Annotated in this window: 19 protein-coding genes; 13 read left to right on the forward strand and 6 right to left on the reverse strand. The window is 72.2% G+C overall.

The features are described 5' to 3' along the window. Nucleotides 1-33 precede the first annotated feature (33 nt). Nucleotides 34-1,389 carry a glutamine synthetase family protein gene (locus ACGFZN_RS18865; RefSeq protein WP_393859591.1) on the reverse strand — a complete coding sequence of 452 codons (1,356 nt, stop codon included), beginning with the start codon at nucleotides 1,387-1,389 and terminating at the stop codon, nucleotides 34-36. Between the two features lie 335 nt (nucleotides 1,390-1,724). Here ACGFZN_RS18865 and ACGFZN_RS18870 point away from each other — a divergent pair, with 335 nt between their 5' ends. The 10 genes from ACGFZN_RS18870 (at nucleotide 1,725) to ACGFZN_RS18915 (ending at nucleotide 11,958) form a co-directional block, all read left to right on the forward strand. Next, nucleotides 1,725-1,913 (forward strand): ferredoxin, encoded by a 189-nt coding sequence (locus ACGFZN_RS18870; protein ID WP_014670403.1) that lies wholly within the window; start codon nucleotides 1,725-1,727, stop codon nucleotides 1,911-1,913. 3 nt (nucleotides 1,914-1,916) lie between these two features. Beyond that, nucleotides 1,917-3,125 (forward strand): NAD(P)/FAD-dependent oxidoreductase, encoded by a 1,209-nt coding sequence (locus ACGFZN_RS18875; protein WP_393859592.1) that lies wholly within the window; start codon nucleotides 1,917-1,919, stop codon nucleotides 3,123-3,125. Nucleotides 3,126-3,156: 31 nt separating this feature from the next. Further along, nucleotides 3,157-3,963, forward strand: coding sequence for an acetoacetate decarboxylase family protein (locus tag ACGFZN_RS18880; protein ID WP_393859593.1), 807 nt, complete (start codon nucleotides 3,157-3,159; stop codon nucleotides 3,961-3,963). Between the two features lie 35 nt (nucleotides 3,964-3,998). Then, nucleotides 3,999-5,501 carry an aldehyde dehydrogenase gene (locus ACGFZN_RS18885; RefSeq protein ID WP_393859594.1) on the forward strand — a complete coding sequence of 501 codons (1,503 nt, stop codon included), beginning with the start codon at nucleotides 3,999-4,001 and terminating at the stop codon, nucleotides 5,499-5,501. Next, complete coding sequence (locus ACGFZN_RS18890; RefSeq protein ID WP_393859595.1) at nucleotides 5,494-6,429, forward strand: 3,4-dihydroxyphenylacetate 2,3-dioxygenase; 936 nt, start codon at nucleotides 5,494-5,496, stop codon at nucleotides 6,427-6,429. Before ACGFZN_RS18885 ends, ACGFZN_RS18890 begins: the two co-directional genes overlap by 8 nt. A gap of 43 nt (nucleotides 6,430-6,472) precedes the next feature. Beyond that, nucleotides 6,473-7,318, forward strand: a complete 846-nt coding sequence (locus ACGFZN_RS18895) for a fumarylacetoacetate hydrolase family protein (RefSeq protein ID WP_393859596.1) — start codon at nucleotides 6,473-6,475, stop codon at nucleotides 7,316-7,318. 24 nt (nucleotides 7,319-7,342) lie between these two features. Continuing rightward, nucleotides 7,343-7,957, forward strand: coding sequence for a TetR/AcrR family transcriptional regulator (locus tag ACGFZN_RS18900; protein WP_393859597.1), 615 nt, complete (start codon nucleotides 7,343-7,345; stop codon nucleotides 7,955-7,957). Between the two features lie 194 nt (nucleotides 7,958-8,151). After that, nucleotides 8,152-9,612, forward strand: a complete 1,461-nt coding sequence (locus tag ACGFZN_RS18905) for an APC family permease (protein WP_393859598.1) — start codon at nucleotides 8,152-8,154, stop codon at nucleotides 9,610-9,612. Between the two features lie 133 nt (nucleotides 9,613-9,745). Then, complete coding sequence (locus tag ACGFZN_RS18910) at nucleotides 9,746-11,236, forward strand: aldehyde dehydrogenase (protein WP_393859599.1); 1,491 nt, start codon at nucleotides 9,746-9,748, stop codon at nucleotides 11,234-11,236. Next, nucleotides 11,233-11,958: a gamma-glutamyl-gamma-aminobutyrate hydrolase family protein gene (locus tag ACGFZN_RS18915; protein WP_393859600.1), complete on the forward strand. Its 726-nt coding sequence runs from the start codon at nucleotides 11,233-11,235 to the stop codon at nucleotides 11,956-11,958. The genes ACGFZN_RS18910 and ACGFZN_RS18915 overlap by 4 nt, the downstream gene beginning before the upstream one ends. 49 nt (nucleotides 11,959-12,007) lie before the next feature. Here the strand turns inward: ACGFZN_RS18915 and ACGFZN_RS18920 are convergent, their stop codons facing one another. The 3 genes from ACGFZN_RS18920 to ACGFZN_RS18930 all read right to left on the reverse strand — a co-directional run bounded on the left by ACGFZN_RS18920 (nucleotide 12,008) and on the right by ACGFZN_RS18930 (nucleotide 14,184). After that, nucleotides 12,008-12,580 (reverse strand): MarR family winged helix-turn-helix transcriptional regulator, encoded by a 573-nt coding sequence (locus tag ACGFZN_RS18920; RefSeq protein WP_393859601.1) that lies wholly within the window; start codon nucleotides 12,578-12,580, stop codon nucleotides 12,008-12,010. Between the two features lie 163 nt (nucleotides 12,581-12,743). Continuing rightward, nucleotides 12,744-13,445, reverse strand: a complete 702-nt coding sequence (locus ACGFZN_RS18925; protein ID WP_393859602.1) for a GNAT family N-acetyltransferase — start codon at nucleotides 13,443-13,445, stop codon at nucleotides 12,744-12,746. Nucleotides 13,446-13,533: 88 nt separating this feature from the next. After that, nucleotides 13,534-14,184 carry a TetR/AcrR family transcriptional regulator gene (locus ACGFZN_RS18930; protein ID WP_393859809.1) on the reverse strand — a complete coding sequence of 217 codons (651 nt, stop codon included), beginning with the start codon at nucleotides 14,182-14,184 and terminating at the stop codon, nucleotides 13,534-13,536. A gap of 176 nt (nucleotides 14,185-14,360) precedes the next feature. On the opposite strand from ACGFZN_RS18930, the gene ACGFZN_RS18935 reads away from it, so the two are divergent. Both ACGFZN_RS18935 and ACGFZN_RS18940 read left to right on the forward strand, forming a co-directional pair. Beyond that, the gene (locus tag ACGFZN_RS18935; RefSeq protein ID WP_393859603.1) at nucleotides 14,361-15,392 is read left to right on the forward strand and encodes a medium chain dehydrogenase/reductase family protein; all 1,032 of its coding nucleotides are present in this window, start codon (nucleotides 14,361-14,363) and stop codon (nucleotides 15,390-15,392) included. Nucleotides 15,393-15,522: 130 nt separating this feature from the next. Next, on the forward strand, nucleotides 15,523-16,104 hold the full coding sequence (locus tag ACGFZN_RS18940) for an SRPBCC family protein (RefSeq protein WP_393859604.1): 582 nt from the start codon (nucleotides 15,523-15,525) through the stop codon (nucleotides 16,102-16,104). 102 nt (nucleotides 16,105-16,206) lie between these two features. Here the strand turns inward: ACGFZN_RS18940 and ACGFZN_RS18945 are convergent, their stop codons facing one another. Continuing rightward, on the reverse strand, nucleotides 16,207-16,893 hold the full coding sequence (locus ACGFZN_RS18945; RefSeq protein WP_393859605.1) for an SDR family oxidoreductase: 687 nt from the start codon (nucleotides 16,891-16,893) through the stop codon (nucleotides 16,207-16,209). Between the two features lie 225 nt (nucleotides 16,894-17,118). Continuing rightward, nucleotides 17,119-18,033, reverse strand: a complete 915-nt coding sequence (locus tag ACGFZN_RS18950; RefSeq protein ID WP_393859606.1) for a LysR family transcriptional regulator — start codon at nucleotides 18,031-18,033, stop codon at nucleotides 17,119-17,121. A 435-nt stretch (nucleotides 18,034-18,468) separates the two neighbouring features. On the opposite strand from ACGFZN_RS18950, the gene ACGFZN_RS18955 reads away from it, so the two are divergent. Continuing rightward, nucleotides 18,469-19,167 (forward strand): class I SAM-dependent methyltransferase, encoded by a 699-nt coding sequence (locus tag ACGFZN_RS18955; protein ID WP_393859607.1) that lies wholly within the window; start codon nucleotides 18,469-18,471, stop codon nucleotides 19,165-19,167. Nucleotides 19,168-19,231: the final 64 nt, after the last annotated feature.

The following is a 19,231-nucleotide window of genomic DNA, read 5'->3' on the forward strand; positions in this document are numbered from 1 at the left end:
GTGTGCTCCTCGGCGTCACGGGTGCTGGCGGCGTCACAGGTGGTAGGCGTACTCGGTGAACTCCCAGTCGGTGACGTGCCGTTGGAAGCGCGCGACCTCGTCACGCTTGTACGCGAGGTAGGAAGTGGTGAAGTCCTTGCCGAGCAGCTCGGTCACCGCGGTGTCGGCTTCCAGGGCGTCGAGGGCGGCGGGCAGGGACATCGGCAGGACGGGCGACTTCGTCGTGTCGTAGCCGTAACCCTCCAGCGGGGCGGGCGGCTCCTCGCCGGCCAGCACCCCGAGCAGGGCGGCCGCGACGGTGCCCGCGATCAGCAGGTAGGGGTTGGCACTGGCGTCGCCCAGGCGCAGTTCGAGGCGGGAGCCGGAGCCGCGCTCGGGCGGGATGCGGACCATGGCGCTGCGGTTGTCCAGGCCCCAGTCGATCAGCCAGGGCGCGAGGGTGTCGGGGCCGAAGCGCTTGTAGGAGTTGACCGTCGGGTTGGCGAGCGCGGCCAGCGCGGGGGCGTGGGCCAGGACGCCGGCCACGGCATGGCGCCCGGTGGAGGACAGGCCGTAGGGAGCGGACGGGTCGGCGAAGGCGTTGGTGCCGTGGTCGTCCACGCAGGAGAGGTGGAGGTGGAAGCCGGATCCTCCCGCACCGTTGAAGGGTTTGGCCATGAACGTGGCGAGGCGGCCTTCCTTGCGGGCGAGTTCCTTGATCGCCGCCTTGAAGCGGAAGGCGCGGTCCGCGGCCGTCATGGCGTCGGAGTGGGTCAGGTTGATCTCGAACTGCGAGCCGTCGAACTCGTGGTTGCCGCTGGTGACGCCGATGTTCAGGTCGCGCAGCAGGCGCAGGGTGCGCAGCAGGTGGTTGTCGTCGTCCGCGCGCAGGCCCGCGGTGTAGACGACGCCCTCGGCGTCGTTGTACCGGCGCCATCCGGTCGGCGTGTCCGCCGCCGCGTCGCACAGGAAGTACTCCAGCTCCGGGCCGACGACGGGGCGCAGGCCGTGCTCGGCGCACCGGTCCAGGACGGCGCGCAGCAGGTCGCGCGGGGACTCCGGCGCCGGCCGCCCGGTGGCCGGGTCGGTGACGTCGCCGAGGCAGGTGGCGACGCCGGGCTCCCACGGCAGGGCCGTGAGGGTGTCGAGGTCGGGGCGTACGCAGATGTCGGGCAGGCCCGCGTCGAGACCGCCGGACACGGGGACGACGTCGCCCTGGGGGCTGGTGTGGTAGACGGCGCGGCAGAAGGCGAGGCCGTGGTCGCAGGCCGAGGGCAGGTGGTCCAGCAGGACGTCCCGGGCCCGTTCGGTGCCGATGAGGTCGGGATAGGTCACCCGGACCACGTCGATGCCCTCGGCGGCCAGCCGTTCCATGTGCCGGCCGACGGTCGGGGTGTCGGATGCGCTCACCGGTGTCTCCTCTGGGGAAGGGGGCGCCTCCCAGGGCTCAGGGCGCTGGGGGAGAGACGAGGGGGGAGGGCGGCTGCGTACTGCGGAGCGCAGGAGGCCGCTCTGTTTGGTGCCAAACGGTAAGGACGCTCGTCACAGTCCCGCAAGGGGGCCGGCACAAAAATTTATCCATCTGGATAGCTATTGACCAGAGCCCGGCGGCTTCCTATGTTGTTTGAAGCCAAACGAGTTGGGGTGCGGTGACGCCGCACCCTTTGGCCGGGGCCCGGCCCTTCAGTGGTCCGGGCCCCTTCATCCCCCTCTCCGACGCCCCCTCAGTACCAGGAGGACCGGCCATGAAGGTCGTCGTCGACATGAACAAGTGCCAGGACCACGGCCAGTGCGTCTTCGCCGCCCCCGACGTCTTCCGCTTCGACGACGCCGGCCACCTGGCCTACGTCCCCGACCCCGACGACGCCCTGCGCGACGAGGTCGAGGAAGCCGCCGACGTGTGTCCGCTCCAGGCCATCCGGATCGAGGACTGAGCCGTGAGCGCACCCATCGTCGTGGCCGGCGCCTCCATGGCCGGCCTGCGCGCCGCCGAGCAGCTGCGCGCCGCCGGCTGGGACGGGCCGATCACCCTCGTCGGGGACGAACCGCACATGCCCTACAACCGGCCCCCGCTCTCCAAGGAGGTGCTGGCGGGCAAGGCGGCCTTCGACTCGCTCGCCTTCCGGCCCCGCGCGAGCGTCGCCGACGCCGAATGGCGGCTGGGCACCAAGGTCGTCCACGCCGACCTCGACCGGCGGATCGTCGAGCTCGACGACGGTGAGGCCCTGGCCTACGGCGGGCTCGTCGTCGCCACCGGCATGCGTCCCCGGCGGCTGCGCTGCCCGGGACCTGCCACCGGCCGGCACACGGTCCGTACGCTCGCCGACGCCCGGGAACTGCGCCAGGCGCTGACCGAGCCGGGCGTACGCGTCGTCGTGGTCGGGGCGGGCTTCATCGGCTGCGAGGTGGCTGCCACCGCCGTGGCCCTCGGCGCCGCCGAGGTCACCGTGGTCGACCCGCTGCCGCTGCCCATGGTCGGACCGCTCGGCGAACTGCTCGCGAAGGCACTGCTCGAGCGGCACGAGGAGCGCGGGGTGCGCTTCGCCCTCGGCACCGGAGTGACCGGCTTCGAAGGCGACGACCGGGTCACCGGAGTGATCCTGGGCGACGGCACGGTGCTCGCCGCGGACGTCGTCGTCGAGTCCGTCGGCTCCGTCGCCAACACCGAGTGGCTCGACGGCAACGGCCTCGACCTGACCGACGGCGTCCTGACCGACGAGCACCTGAGGGTCGGCGGCCGCCCGGACGTGATCGCTGTCGGCGACGTCGCCCGCTTCCCCAACGCCCGCTACGACGGCGTACCCCGCCGCGTCGAGCACTGGTGCATCCCCACGGACACGGCCAAGCACGCCGCCCGCGTCCTCGCCGCCCACCTGAGCGGCACCGAGGCCGGCCTCGCCCCGTTCGCACCGCTGCCGACCTTCTGGAGCGACCAGCACGACTTCCGGCTCCAGTCCTTCGGCGCCCCCGCCCTCGGCAGGGACGACGTACGCGTCCTGGAGGGCGACCTCGACGGGGACGTGCTGGCCGGCTACCACGCCGCCGGCCGGCTCGTCGGCGTCGTCGCCCTCGGCGGCCCCGCCGCCGGCGGCGCCGCCGCCCGCCACCGCGCCGAACTGCTGAAGCAGCCCGCCCTCGCCGCGTGACCCCCGTACGCAACCCCGTTAAGGACCCTCAGTGACCCGTGTCCGTGGATACTTCCACCCCAAGACCGCGACGGGTGCCTCGTCGCTGATCCCCTCCCCGCCGTGGCGCTACTCCGGAGACCTGCTCACCATCGAGTACCGCACCGACCCGGCCCGCGTGCGGGAGCTGCTGCCCGAGCCGCTCCAGCTCGCCGACGAGGACCCCGGCGCGGTCGCGCTGATCTGGGCCGACTGGCAGTCCTGCTCCGCCTCGGGCGACGAGCTGCTGGACCCGGTGCTCGCGCAGTACAAGGAAGCGTTCGCCGTCGTCCGCTGCAAGTACCGGGGGCAGACCTACACCCGCTGCGTCTACATCTGGGTCGACAAGGACTTCGCCATCGCCCGGGGCCTGCACCAGGGCTACCCGAAGAAGCTCGGCTCGATCCACCAGACCCGCCCGCACCCGTACGGGCCCGCGCCGCGCATCGAGGCCGGTGCGCGCTTCGGCGCCACCCTCGCCGCCGCCGACCGGCGCCTGGCCCAGGCCGTGGTCACCCTGCGCGAGCCGTCCGAGACCAACGGCTTCGTCAACGGCCACCCCATGGCCCACCACCGGTGGCTGCCCTCCATCGAGAAGGGCAGGGGCCTCGCCCTCGACGAGCTGATCGAGTCCGGCGCCGCCTCCTTCGAGGGCGGACAGCCCTGGGTCGGCGACGCCGAGCTGGAGCTGTTCGAGGCGCCCACCGAGGAGCTGGCCCGCCTGGAGATCCGCGAGCCCATCGCCGCGTACTACCGGCAGGTCGGCGTGGTCTGGGACGGCGGCCGGCTGCTGGAGTCCGGCACGTCCGCGGCCGAGTGAACCCGACCCCCACCACCCCCAGGAGCCCTGCGATCATGAGCGCACACCTCACCACCGTCGCCGGCGTCGCCGTCGACACCCGGCACTGGATCGGCGGCGAGCGCGTCGCCTCCGCCGAGACCTTCACCGACGTCTCGCCCATCGACGGCAGCACCCTCGGCGAGATCTCCCGCGGCACCGCGATGGAGGCTGCCGCCGCCGTCGCCGCCGCCAAGGCCGCCTTCCCGGGCTGGGCCGCCACTCCCCGCGCCGAGCGCGCCCGCATCCTGCACGCCATCGCCGACGGCGTCGACAAGCGCCTCGAAGAGCTGGCGATCGTCGAGACCACCGACAACGGCGCCCTGCTGCGCTCCCACCGGCGCGGCGTCATGCCCCGCGTCGCCCACAACTTCCGCTTCTTCGCCGACTGGCTGCTGACGCTGGAGCACGAGGACTTCACGACGTACACGAGCGGCTCCGCCGCGGGCCGCGGCCACACCAACCACGTCAGCTGGGACCCGGCCGGCCCCTGCGTGCTGATCACCCCGTGGAACGCCCCCCTGATGCTGGCCACCTGGAAGGTCGCCCCGGCGCTGGCCGCCGGCAACACGGTCGTCCTCAAGCCCGCCGAGTGGACCCCGCTCACCGCCTCCCTGCTCGCCGACATCGCCGCGGAGGCCGGTCTGCCCGCCGGTGTCCTCAACGTCGTCCAGGGTTACGGCACCGAGGTCGGCGACGCCCTCACCTCGCACCCCGATGTGCGGCGCATCAGCTTCACCGGTTCCGTGCCGACCGCCCGGCACATCGCCGCGTCGGCCGCCGCCAACCTCACGCCGCTCAGCCTGGAGCTCGGCGGCAAGTCCCCGCTGCTGGTCTTCGCGGACGCCGACCTCGACCTCGCCGTCGACCTCGCCGTCGAGCAGTACGACAACGCCGGCCAGGTCTGCCTCGCCGCCACCCGCATCCTGGTCGAGGAGACGGTCGCCGAGGAATTCACCCGGCGCTTCACGGAGAAGGCGGCCGGGCTGAAGCAGGGCGACCCGCGTGACGAGGCCACCGACATCGGGCCCAACATCCACCCGCGCCAGCTGGAGAAGATCGACGGCTTCGTGCAGCGGGCCCTCGCGGCCGGCGCCCGCGCGGTCATCGGCGGCCACCGCGGCGAAGGCCAGTACTACGCGCCGACCCTGCTGACCGATGTCGCCCAGGACTCGGAGATCGTCCAGGAGGAGGTCTTCGGCCCCGTCCTGACCCTCCAGACGTTCACCACCGAGGAAGAGGCGGTCCGGCTCGCCAACGACACCCGCTTCGGTCTGGCCGCCACCGTCGCCACCGGCGACCCCGAGCGCGCCGAGCGCGTCACCGCCCGGCTGGTGGCCGGCACCGTCTGGGTCAACTGCTTCTTCGTCCGCGACCTCCAGGCCCCCTTCGGCGGTTCCCGCCACTCCGGCGTCGGCCGTGAGGGGGGCACCTGGAGCTTCGACTTCTACTGCGACATCAAGAACACCGTCACCGCGCCGAAGGGCTTCACCGTGAAGGGAGACGAGGACCATGGGTGAGATCGTCGGGGCGGGCCTGCTCGCTCACGTCCCCACCATCGTGCTGCCCGAGGAGACCCGGCGGGAGCTGAACGAGGGCAAGGAGATCACCCTCGTCACCGGCCTGAAGCAGCTCCGCAAGGACGTCTTCGAGCGCGACGACTACGACACCGTCGTCGTCCTCGACTCCCACTGGGCCACCACCGTCGAGTTCGTCGTCACCGCACAGGACCGCCGGGCCGGCCTGTTCACCTCCGAGGAACTGCCGCGCGGCATGTGCCGGATGCCGTACGACTTTCCCGGCGACCCCGAACTCGCCCACAGCATCGCCTCCTTCGCCGACAAGCACGGCACCTGGATCACCGCGATCGACGACGCGTACCTGCCGATCTACTACGCCACGATCAACCTGTGGAAGTTCCTCGGTGAGGGCCTGCCCGACAAGCGGTGGGTGACCATCGGCGTCTGCCAGACCGGCGACATGGAGGACCACCTGCGCCTGGGCCGCGCGCTCGCCGACGGCATCGCCGCCACTCCGGGCCGCCGGGTGCTGCTGATCGCCTCCGGTGCCCTGTCGCACACCTTCTGGCCGCTGCGCGAGCTGCGCGACCACGAGGCCAGTGACCCGGCGCACATCTTCACCCCCGAGGCACGCGAGGCGGACTTCGAGCGCATCGCCTGGTTCAAGGAGGGCCGCCACGACAAGGTCCTCGGCACCATGGACGCGTTCTGGAAGTACAAGCCCGAGGCGAAGTTCTTCCACTACCTGATGATGGCCGGCGCCCTCGGCGAGCAGGCGTGCACGGCCAGGGCACGCCAGTACGGCGAGTACGAGAACTCCATCGGCACCGGCCAGGTCCACCTCTGGTTCGACCGTCCGGCCGACGGCTGGACCGGCGCCGGGCTGCCCGCGCCCGCCACCCCCCGCACTCCGCACACCCGCTCCTAGCAGGCTCCGCCCAGCCGTCCAGCCGCCCAGAGAGGCTCCAGCCATGCCCGAGTACCGCCGCATCCTCCTCGACGGCGCCACCGTCGAGACCGTCCGTGACGGTGACGAACTCGTCGCCGGAGACGGCCGGCGCGTCAAGACCGACGACGCGCGGCACCTGCCACCGGTCGTCCCGTCCAAGATCATCGCCGTCCACCTCAACCACCGCAGCCGGGTCGACGAGTTCCGGATCGGCCTGCCCGGCACCCCCACCTACTTCCACAAGCCCACGTCCTCCCTCAACTCCCACCGGGGCGCGATCGTGCGTCCCGAGGGCTGCAAGTGGCTCAACTACGAGGGCGAGGTGGCCATCGTCATCGGGAAGACGGCACGCAACATGGCCCCGGCCGACGCGGGGGAGTACATCGCCGGCTACACGATCGCCAACGACTACGGTCTGCACGACTTCCGGGACACCGACGCCGGCTCGATGCTCCGCGTCAAGGGCTCCGACACGCTGTGCCCCCTCGGCCCCGGCCTGGTCACCGACTGGGACTTCCACGGCAAGCGGCTGCGCACCTACGTCAACGGCGAGGTCGTCCAGGACGGCTCCACCGACGAGATGACCTGGGACATGCACTACCTCGTCGCCGACATCGCCCGCACGATCACCCTGTACCCCGGCGACGTCCTGCTGTCCGGCACCCCGGCCAACTCCCGGCCCGTCCAGCCCGGCGACGTCGTCGAGGTCGAGGTCGAGGGCCTCGGCCGGCTCACCAACCACATCGTCACCGGCCCCACCGCCATCCGCACGGACGTCGGCGCCCAGCCCACCGAGTCCGAAGAAGTCCTGTCCACCGCCCTCGGCGGCGACTGGGAGTTCCGTGGCATCAGGCCCCCGAAGCGCTGACCGGAACGCCGGTAGGGTCGTCGCATGACCGACTCCGTCGAGCCCGCAGGTGAGCGCCGCGGCCGCAAGCGCGTGACGAACTACGGCACGGGCCGGGCCGCGCTGCTGGACGCCGCCGTGCGTGTGGTGGCGCGGGGCGGCCTGCGCAAGCTCACCTACCGGGCCGTCGCCGAGGAGGCCGGGGTCACGCACGGGCTGGTCGTGCACCACTTCGGCTCGCGGGACGCGCTGATCGAGGAGGCCGTCACCCACGCCATCCGCACCTCGCTCAGCACCAGCACGCTCGGTGTCGGCACCGGCAAGCCGGCCGACTTCGCCGGCGGCCTGACGCAGATGGTGGAGTCCGGCCCCGAGCTGCAGGCCTTCCAGTACGAGCTGCTGCTGGAGGCGCGGCGCAGGCCGGAGCTGCTGCCGCACCTGCGCAGCCTGTACGAGGAGTACTTCGAGGCCACCAGGCGCGAGCTGTCCCGCATGCTGACCGCGCCGGTGGAGCGCGGCATGTCACGGCTCGTCTTCGCCGCGCTGGAGGGTCTGGTGCTGCACCAGCTCGTGTTCGGTGAGCAGGAGGTCATCGAAGAGGCGCTGGCGGAGCTCAGGACCCTGCTGGAAGGGCTGGCCGGGGGCCCGGCCGCCGGCTGATCCCGGCTTCTGTGGAGTCGCTGCCGTGTCCGGGCGGCTCCTGTGACGGCGCGCCTCGGTCACGGCGGCGTAAGGATTCGCCGCCTGGCCGGATTCCGCGCCCCCACCCCCTTGTCAAACGGATAGTTCCAGCCCAGGATGAGGCAACTCGTTTGGCCTGAAACGATCCTCCCCTTCTCTGGCAGGTGATCCGAGTGGACAGTCAGACGGCCTCCGCCCAGCGGACCGTACGGGACGCCCCCACTGCAGCCACGCTCAAGCCCAACGCCCTGGGGGTCCTGGGCATCCTCTTCTTCGTCCTGTCCGGTCAGGCCCCGCTGACGGGTATCGCCGGCGCCGCTCCGATCTCGATCGCCATAGGCAACGGATCCGGCACTCCGGCCGCCTACGTGGTGGCGGGGGCCGTGGTCCTGCTCTTCTCCGTGGGGTTCGTCGCCATGGGCCGGCACGTCGTGGACGCCGGCGCCTTCTACACGTACATCGGCACGGGCCTCGGCCGCAGGGCCGGCGCGGGCAGCGCGAGCGTCGCCCTGTTCGCGTACTGCGTCATCCAGGCGGCGATGTACGGCCTGTACGGCTCGATCGTCAGCTCTCTCGTCGCCGACCACACCGGCGTCCACCTGGCATGGTGGGTGTACGTGCTGGTCACGATGGCCGTCGTGCAGGCTCTGGGCGCCGCGGGCATCGAGATGGGCGCCAGGGTCCTGGCCGTCTTCGTCCTCGCCGAGTTCGGCATCCTGCTGGTCTTCGGCCTCGTCACCCTGTTCAAGGGCGGAGGCCCCGAGGGTCTCGGCGCGGCCGACAGCTTCTCCCCGTCGGCGGCGCTCCAGGGCGCCCCCGGCGTCGCCGTGATGTTCGCCGTGGCGTCGATGTTCGGCTTCGAGGCCACGGCCATCTACGGCGAGGAGGCCAAGGAGCCGAGGAAGACCGTGCCGCGGGCCACCTACCTGTCCGTGGTCGTGGTCACCGGCTTCTTCGCGCTCACGTCATGGATGCTCATCTCCGCCTACGGCGCCTCGCAGGCACCCGCGGCCGCGGGCAAGGCGCTGGCCGCCGGCGACTCCGCCGGCTTCGTCTTCGCCCCCATCGCCGACCAGTTCGGTGGCTGGGCCAACGACGTCCTGCCGGTCCTGCTGGCCACCTCCCTGTTCGCCGGCATCCTGACCTTCCACAACTCCGCCAACCGCTATCTGTTCTCCCTCGGCCGTGACAGGCAGCTCCCCGCGGGGCTGTGCCGCCTCAACACCCGTCACGCGCCCTGGATCGCGGGCTGTGTCCAGACCGTGATCGCCGTCGCCCTGGTCGTGCCGTTCGCGCTGGCCGGTCAGGACCCGGTGCTCACCCTCTTCTCCTGGTTCAGCGGACTCGCCGTCCTGGCGATGATGCTGCTGTACCTGCTGACCTCGGTGTCGGTCGTGGTGTTCTTCCGCCGCCGGCGCGTGGACTCCCGGACGTGGAACACCCTGATCGCACCGGTGCTGGGCGCGCTCGGCATCGCGGGGGCGATCTGGCTCATCCTCGCCAACTTCACCACCCTGATCGGCGGGAAGACGAGCACGGCCGTGTGGCTGGTGCTCTCCGTGCCCGTCGTCCTGGCGCTCGGCGTGCTCAACGAGCGTATCCGCCGCCGGCGCACCGGACCCCTCACGGACTGACTCCCCTTCCGCAGGCGCGCTTCCCGCATTCCCGGCGCGCGCCTGCGGGGGCCCCGTCCCCTTTCCTCGCTTCGTCAGCCACCTCTGTTCCGTTGTTCCGTAAGCGCTTCACCGACGTGGTCTGGAGGACCGCATGACCACCGCCACCCACGACGACTGGCTGCACCGCGCCAAGACGTTCGCACCGCTCGGCACTCATCTGATCGACGGCGCCGACGAGCCCGGGGGCGGCAGCACGTTCTCCGTCGTCTCACCCCGCGACGGTCAGGTCCTGACCGAGGTGGCCGACGCCGGCACCGCCGAGGTGGACGCTGCCGTCGCCTCCGCACGCCGTGCCTTCGACCACGGCCCCTGGCCGCGCCTGGCCCCCGCCGAACGCGGACGGATCCTGGTCCGCCTCGCCGATCTGCTGGAGGAGCACCGGGCGGAACTGGCGCTCACCGTCAGCCTGGAGATGGGCAAACCGATCACGGACGCCCACGACATCGAGCTGCGTGCCGTGATCAACACGTTCCGCTGGTACGGCCAGCTCGCCGACAAGCTCACCGACGACTCCCCGCACACCGCTCCGGACGCGCTGGCCCTGGTCACCCGGGAACCCGCCGGGGTCGTCGGCGCGGTCGTGCCGTGGAACTTCCCGCTGACGCTCGCCGGGTGGAAGGTCGCCCCGGCCCTGGCGGCCGGCTGCACGGTCGTGCTCAAGCCCTCGGAGAACTCGCCGCTGTCGGCGCTCCTGCTCGGCCGGCTCGCCCTGGAGGCAGGCCTGCCCCCGGGTGCGCTCAACGTGGTGGCGGGTGACGGCCCGGTGGCCGGCCGCGCCCTCGGACTCCACCCCGACGTGGACGTCCTGGCGTTCACGGGCTCCACCGCCGTCGGCCGCCACTTCCTGCGCTACGCCGCCGACTCCAACCTCAAGCGCGTGTGGCTGGAACTGGGCGGCAAGTCCCCGAACATCGTCCTGCCCGACGCTCCCGACCTGGACAAGGCCGCCGCCACCGCCGCATGGGGCATCTTCTTCAACCAGGGCGAGATGTGCACCGCGCCCTCCAGGCTGCTGGTGCACTCGTCCATCGCCGAACAGGTCACCGAGGCCGTCGTGGCGCGCGCCCGCGCCCTGCGCGTCGGCGACCCCCTCGACCCCGCCACCGAGATGGGCGCCCTGGTCGGACAGGACCACCTCGACCGGGTGCTCGGCCACGTCCACGCCGCGGTCGACGACGGCGCCCGGCTGCGCACCGGCGGCGCCCGCACCCTGACCGAGACCGGCGGCGTCTACCTCGAACCGACCGTCTTCGACCAGGTCGACCCCGCCGGCCGGCTGGCCCGCGAGGAGGTCTTCGGACCCGTGCTGTCGGTCCTCGCCTTCGACGACCTCGACGAGGCCGTCGCCCTCGCCAACGCCACCGAGTACGGCCTGGCGGCCGGACTGTGGACGTCCGACCTGTCCACCGCCCACCAGGTCTCCCGCGCCCTCAAGGCCGGCACGGTCTGGGTCAACTGCTACGAGGAAGGCGACCTGACCGTCCCCTTCGGCGGCATGAAGCAGTCCGGCAACGGACGCGACAAGTCGGCGCACGCCCTGGAGAAGTACACCGAACTGAAGACCACCTGGATCCAGCTGTGACCCACCGCCCCCTGATCGCCGTCCCCGCCCGCTTCTCCGCCACCACCTCCGCCCTGCGCTACGCCGCCGAAGTCAACGCCCGCGCGCTGATCGAGGCCGTCTGGCGGGCCGGCGGCGAGCCTGTCACCCTCCACCCGCACGCCCCTGGAGGGACCGCCGACCCCGCCGAGGTCGCCGCCCGTCTGACCCGCTTCGACGGCCTGCTGCTTCCCGGCGGGGGCGACCTCGCCCCCCACCGCTACGGAGCGGCCGACGCGCACGAGGCCGTCTACGACGTCGACGACGAACAGGACGCCTTCGACCTGGAACTCGCCCGGCAGGCCCTGGCCGGCGGCCTGCCGACGCTGGCCGTCTGCCGGGGCCTGCAAGTGGTCAACACGGTCCTCGGCGGCACTCTGCACCAGGACATGGGCGGCCCCGGGCGGGAACACCGCCACGTCCGGCACCCCGTCTCCTTCGCCCCGGGGTCCGTCCTGACCCGGATCACCGGCGTCGACAAGGCCGAGGCGTCCTGCTACCACCACCAGCACGTGAACCGGCTCGGCGAGGGACTGACCGTCACCGCCCGCGCCGCCGACGGGACCGTCGAGGCCCTCGAACTCCCCTCCGCCCGCGCCTGGTTCGTAGCCGTTCAGTGGCACCCCGAGGACACCGCGCACGAGGACCCCGCCCAGCAGAGTCTCTTCGACGCGTTGGTACGGGCAGCGCGCAGCCCCCGCTGAGACGAAGACCGTTCCCCGGCGGCGCTCTACCGCCGGGAAGAGGGCGGGGTCAGCCCCGGGGGCGCCGTCCGCTGCGGCGGGGTGCCGGTTCCTCGCCGTTCAGCAGGGATCGGCGCCGCTGCTCGCCCTCTTCCTCCACCTGGAGCACCACACGCCGCAGCCCGTCGGCGAGGCTGCGGCACTCCGCGTCGGTCAGCCGGGAAGTGACGAAGGCCTCCTCCTCGTTGAAGGCCGGGAAGACCCGGCGCATGAACTCCTCGCCCTCCTCGGTGAGGCACAGCAGGACCAGCCGGCCGTCGGTGGGATGGGAGGACCTGCGCAGCAGACCGCGCGACTCCAGGGTGCGCGAGACGCCGGTGAGCGTGCCCTTGGAGATGCCCGCCTCCTCGGCGACGTGCCGCGTCTCCGACTCCCCCCAGACCCACACCACCCACAGCACGACGAACGCGGTCCAGGTCAGGTCCGAGCCGCGCAGCACCGAGTTCTCCAGGTGGTGCCGCACGGTGGACGCGGCCCGGTAGATGTTGGCCACGGCCGCCATCTGCTCGCGCCGGACGGGGATGCCGCCCAGCTTGGCCTCCGCGAGCTTCTCCGCTTCGGTGATGGATCGCTGGCCGGGCAAGCGTGCTCCCTGGGTCTCCTCGGCGGGACCGGAGGACCTCCGGATCCGTCCGGTCGTTCGGAAACAGATTGTACGGGCGGGTCCGCGGCCGGTATCCGCCCGTCGGCCGGCTCGGTGTGCGGGGACGCGCGGCGGCGGACGACGTGCCCGGTGCTCCGGTCGGTCAGGGGGTGCGGAAGCCCCGGAAGGTCACGTGTTTGCGGGTGGTGAAACCGAGCCGCTCGTACAGCGCTATCGCGCCGGTGTTCGCCTCGGCCACATGGAGGAAGGGGCGTTCGCCACGCGCCGCGATGCGGGCGGCGAGCGCACCGACCAGGCGGGCGGCGTGGCCCCGCCCCCGTGCCCCGGGAGCGGTGCAGACGGCGCTGATCTCCGTCCACCCCGGCGGTCGCAGGCGCTCCCCGGCCATCGCGACGAGGGTTCCGTCCACCCGGACACCCAGGTAGGTGCCGAGTTCGAGGGTGCGGGGCCAGAAGGGCCCCGGCCGGGTCCGCGCGACGAGGCCGAGCATCTCGGGCACGCTGTCCGGCCCCAGTACGACCAGGCCGGCGCCGGACTCGGCACCAGGTCCGTCGGGGCGGTCACCGCCGGGCCGGATCATCTGACGGCCCTCGAGGCTGAAGACCGGCTCCCAACTCGGCGGCGGTACAGCGGGACAGCTGAACATGTCGGCGAAGGCACCCGGACCGAGGAGTTCCGCAAGGTCGGCCCAGTCCTTCGCGTCCGGTGCTGCGGGTACGGCGGAGAAGGTCGCCACGTCCGTGAGGTAGGTGGCAGCCCGGCCCAGTCGCCGTGCGAGATGCGCGTGCCGACCGGTGAGTGACTGGCCTACCGGGTCATCGAGGACCGAGTGGTCGTCGTTCATCGTCGTGCTGTTTCTCTTCCGGTGGGTGTCGAAGAAGGCGGCCGCCTCATGCCGCCCGCGTCCCCGGAGGGATCGCCGGGGACGCCGCTCACCGGGTCAGGTGCCGCAGTTCGTTCTCGTACAGTTCGGCCGGGTCGAATCCCATGCCGGTGAAGTGGCCTGCCAGTTCCAGGGAGAGGATGCCGTGCAGGCGGGTCCAGAAGTGCAGGGCGCGGCGGAGGGCGGCCGGGGGTGCGGGGTGGTCGCCTGCCCAGTGCCGGTGTTCGGCGAGGTGGGCTTCGAGGGGAGTCTGCTCCGCCGCGGCGGGGCCGGTGGCCGGCTGGGCGGCGTCGAGGAGGGCGTCCATGATCTCCGAGGCGATCGTGGTGATGTCGTCGGGTGCGTGGTAGCCGGGGACGGGCGTGCCGTAGATGAGGAAGTAGCGCTGGGGGTCGTCCAGCGCCCAGGTGCGCAGCGCGTGCCCGAGTCCGGGCAGATCGGCGCCTGACGCGGCGGCGGCACGGATGGTGTCGGCGAGGCTGCGGTAGGCGTCGCGGATCAGTTCGGTGATCAGCTCGTCCCGGCCGGCGAAGTACCGGTACAGCGCGGGGCCGCTCATGCCCATCTGCTTGGCGATGGCGTTGAGGGACAGTCCCGGCGCCCCGGCCGCGGCGATCTGCTCCCAGGCCCGCTCCTTGATCTCGGCGCGCAGCTGGGCGCGGTAGCGCTCGCGTGGGGTCTCCTTGCCCGCGATGGCCATGTGGCTCATCCCTTCCCTGTGTGTCCGTCGGCTCCCCGGAGCCGGTGAGCGGCTGGACGCATGCTTTGAGTTAGACCCTATTACGAACGCACTTGACTGTCACTCGCTCGTGACGTTATAACTTCTAACGAAAGCGCCACCCGCTAACGGAGTGGGTGGAGTCGAGGGAGGTCGTCATGAACGCCGCAGCGATGGTCGAGGTCGTGCTGCCGGGCAAGGTCGAGCCGGAAGGGCTTCAGGTGCGCCACGGCGCCGTCCCGGTCGCCGGCCCGGGTCAGGCCGTGGTCCGTATGGAGGCGACCGGCGTCTCCTTCGCGGAGCAGCAGATGCGCCGCGGCCGCTACTACGACCAGCCGCCCTTCCCCTTCGTCCCGGGCTACGACATGGTCGGCACCGTGGCGGCGACCGGCGAGGGCGTCGACGCGGGCCTGGCCGGCACCCGGGTGGCCGCGCTGCTGAAGGTCGGAGGCTGGGCCAGCCATGTCGTCGTCGACGCCGCCGACCTGGTGCCGGTTCCGGACGGGATCGGCGCGGCGGAGGCGGAGACCGTGGTGATCAACGGCATCACGGCCTGGCAGATGCTGCACCGCAAGGCCCGCGTCCGCGCCGGGCACACCGTCCTGGTGCACGGCGCCAACGGGGGAGTCGGCTCCGTCCTGGTCCAGCTCGCCCGCGCCGCCGGGGCGCACGTGATCGGCACCGCCTCCGCACGGCACCACGCCGCCCTGCGGGAGCGCGGGGTGAGCCCGATCGACTACCGCACCGAGGACATCCCCGCCCGGGTCCGCGAACTCGCCCCGGGCGGCGTGGACGCCGTCTTCGACCACGTCGGCGGCCGCAGCGTCGTCGACTCCTGGCGCCTGCTCGCGCCCGGCGGCACGCTCGTCTCCTACGGCAGCGCCTCCACCCGCGACGACGAGGGCTCCAAGCAGTGGCCCGTGCTCAAGCTCCTCGGCCGGGTGTGGCTGTGGAACGCCCTGCCCAACCGCCGCCGCGCCTACTTCTTCAACGTCTGGGCCGGCCGGGCCGTGAACCGCGGCCGCTTCCGGACCCGGCTGCGCGCCGACCTCACCGAGGTCTTCGCAGCGCTCCGGCGCGGCGAGATCACCGCCCAGATCGCTGCCGAACTGCCCCTGACCCAGGCCGCCGAGGCGATGCGGCTGGCCGAGTCCGGCACCGTCGCCGGCAAGGTCGTCCTGCACGCCTGACGAACAGCGCGGCCGGCGCCTTCGCCGGCTGTCCCGGGCGTTCGCTCAGCGCCTTCCGTCTTCCTCCGGGCCACCGCCCTGTCGCCCCATCCGCCCACGGTTCCTCGAACCCTTTTCCAAGGCCACCATCATGCGCGTCACCACCGCGGCCAAGTTCGCCGCTCTGACCACCGCCCTCACTCTCGCCGCCGGCGGCACCGCAGCCGCCCTCACCGACGAGGCCCCCGCCGGGACCGCCGTCACCACCCCGCACACCGCCGATGTGCACATCGACGAGAGCGCGCCGGTCATCACCCGGGAGAGCATCCTGATCCACGCGCCGCTCCACACGATCTGGAAGGTGCAGACCGACGTCGTCAACTGGCCGTCGTGGCAGCCGAAGGTGGACGTCGTGGTCAAGGACACTCCCGGCCGCCTGCGTCCCGGCTCGGTGTTCCGCTGGAGCACCGAGGGGCTGGACATCACGTCCACCGTCAAGCAGGTCGACCACGGCAGGCGCCTGGCCTGGGGCGGTCCGCCGCAGGGCATCACCGCCGTCCACGTGTGGACCTTCACCCCGACCCGCGACGGCGTCCTCGTCCGCACCGAGGAGTCCTGGGCGGGCGCCCCCGTCGTCGCCGACCAGGCGACTCTGCAGGCCGCGCTCGACGACTCCCTGCACAACTGGGTCGCCAACCTCAAGCACGAAGCGGAGACCCGGGCGGCCGGGTAGCCGCGAACGGGACCAGGGCCGGCCGGCCGAGCAGCACGCTGACCGGCCGGCCCTCCGGTGATCCTGCCGCCGGCCGCCCCACCGGGCCGGGCCGGCCTCTCCTCACCGTTCGACCGGTCGCGACAGCGCGTGCTTGACCTGCCGGGTGCGTTCGTCGGCGAGGACTTCGACCCGGTCGTTCGCCAGCGCCTCCATGGTCTGCTCCGCGACGTCTTCCGCACTCGTCTTCGGCGCGTCCGTGAAGGAGCTGAGATCCGTCTCCACGAAACCGGCGTGGACACCGATCACGAGGGTCCCCTGCTCGCGCAGGCCTTCCCGCAGCGAGCCCGTCAAGGACCACTGGGCCGCTTTGGAGGCCGCGTACCCGGGAAACTCCGGCCGGGCGGCCCAGGACGCGACCGACAGCATGTTGATCAGTGCGCCGCCGCCGTTGCGCGCCAGGACCGGGGCGAAGGCCCGGGAGACGGCCCAGGTGCCGAAGTAGTTGGTCTCCATCGCCTGGCGTGCGCCGTCGAAGGAGCCCCGCAGCAGCTCGGTCTCGAAACCTCCGACGCCCGCGTTGTTGATCACGATGGTGACATCACCGGCTGCCTCGGCCGCCGCGGTGACCTCGTCAGGCGCGGTGACGTCCAGCCGCAGCGGACTGAGGTCCTCGTCGGTCACGCTCGCCGGATCGCGGACACCCGCGTAGACCTTCGCTGCTCCCCGCGCGAGCAGTGCGCGGGCGAACGCGTGACCGATGCCGCGGTTGGCGCCCGTCACCAGGGCCGTGGATCCTCTGATCTCCATCGCGCTTCCTTCCCTCTGCCGCCTGCCGATCAGTGAGGGACGACCCGGCGCTGGGAGGCCACGCGGGTTGCCCACGCGGGAAGTCCTCCCCACCATCCAGCGTGCACCGGACGCCGCAGCGACGCATGCGCGCCGCCCTGCGGCCGCGGGGACACCGGCGCGGGCCCGCCGTGGGCAGCGCGGCAGCCGTGGGCGGGTGTTGCCGTCGTCCGGACGCCGCCCCGGTCAGCCCGCGGCGGCGGCCGGCAGGGTCGGGCGGGCGGCGGGGGACGGGTCGCCGGTGAGGTACGGGCGCAGGGTGCGGCGGGCCGCGAAGAAGGCGGCGTCCGCGAGGGCGGCGGCGGTGGCCGGTGCGACGGCGAGGGAGAGCGGGACCGGGTCCGGGGCGGGCAGCGGCGGCAGGGGCTCGGGGAGCGGCCGGGGCACGGTCGCCGGGTCGGGGCTGTGCGCGGGCAGACAGGTCAGGCCCAGGCCGGCGGCCACCGCGGCGCGCAGCCCGGGGACGTCGGGGCCCTCGTAGGCCAGGTGCCAGGGCCGCTCCTGTGCGGTGAGCGCGGCCAGGACGTGCCGGCGCAGGCTGCACGGCTCGCCGCACAGGGCGATCGGCACGGAACCGGGAGCGGGGGAGGGCAGGCTGCCGTACCAGGCGAGCGGCACCGCGCCGACCGGACGGGACCCTGGGTCGCGGTCCGGCCGCAGCACCAGCGCGAGGTCGAGTTCTCCGGCGGTCACCCGGGCGGCCAGCGGATCGCTCAGGCCGGTGTGCACGGTCGGGCGGATCCGCGGCATCAACTCCACCAGCGCGGCGAGGAATTCGGGGAGTGCGCCCTCCAGGTAGGGGGAGACGCCGATGTCGACGCGGGCCGGGTGCTCCGCCGCGGTGATCCGGTCGGCGGCCTCGTCGTTGAGCGCCACCAGACGGCAGGCGTAGTGGTACAACTCCCGCCCGGCATCGGTGAGTTCGAGCCGGCGGCCGGTGCTGGCGAAGACCGGGCCGCCCAGTACGGCCTCCAGCCGCCGTATGTGCTGGCTCACGGCCGGCTGGGTGAGGGACAGGGCCTTGGCGGCACGCCGGAAGCCCCCCGTGCGCACGATGGTCACCAGCGTGCGGAGCTGACCGACGTCCAGGTTGCGGTACACGCGTTCCCCCTTCCCCGCCCTCGGCCGTTGCCGCGTCTGTGAGAATCTCTTTACCGGCCTTTTTGGTTTTCCTGTCGGCGGGTGACGGATTTCGGACGCATGCAGGCTACAGGCGGTACCGCCACCGGGCGCACGAATGGCGTCGCGATCTCCGGCCGGGCGTTATCCGAGGCTGGCCGAAAATTGACCGTCCAAGCGGTGCGCGGCCGGTCGCGCGGGACCGGAACCCAACCCGAGACGAGCCTGAAAATCATCACTGATCAGGCGTGATAACGAACAGAAGTTTGCCCGCCCCCGGCTGGTGAAGTTAGCCTCATGGCGACCCGCGAAGGGAAAACGCGATGTCCGGAAAACCCGCTTGAATTGCGTTGCGCCACCGTTCGCGGGCTCGTCACCGGACGACATACGGAAATGCACTGGGGGAAGGTCCGCATCATGCCGCAGACAACGGCCGCTCACGATTCCACGCCCACCGAACTGTGGAATCCCCGCACCTATGACGCGCTGCGCCGGCAGCTCATCCCGTCCTTCGACCTCCTCTACGACAGCGCGGTCGCCGCCGTGGCCCTGTCGGTCGGCCCCGCTCCCCGCGTGCTGGACCTGGGCGCCGGCACCGGACTGCTCAGCGCCGCCCTGCGCGACCGCCTCCCCCGGGCCGACCTGCTGCTCCAGGACCGCTCGGAGCGCATGCTCGCCCAGGCGCGACAGCGGTTCGCCGCCGACGACCTGGTGTCGGTGCGGGTCGCCGACCACCTCGACGCGCTGCCCGCCGGGCCGTTCGACGCCGTGGTCTCCGCGCTCTCCATCCACCATCTGACCCACGAACAAAAGCGGGACCTCTTCTTCCGGATCCGCGAAATCCTCCGCCCCGGCGGGATATTCGTGAACGTCGAGCAGCTCCTCGCGCCCACGCCCGCCCTGGAGAAGATGTACGACGAGCAGCACGAGGCCCATGTGCACGCCTCCGGAACCCCCGCCGAGGAATGGGCCGCCGGCCGCGAGCGCATGAAACACGACATTCCCATCGACGTCGACACCCAGCTCCGCTGGCTGCGCGAAGCCGGATTCGGCACCGTCGACTGCCTCGCCAAGGACTGGCGCTTCGCCACCTACGCGGGCTGGAACGACAAGTGACGCCGCGCGCAAGGGCCGACGCACGAAGCAGGACACCCGGCACGAGGCAAAAAACGTACGCGTT

The sequence above is a fragment of the Streptomyces sp. NPDC048192 genome (genome assembly GCF_043202415.1).
GTDB lineage: Bacteria > Actinomycetota > Actinomycetes > Streptomycetales > Streptomycetaceae > Streptomyces.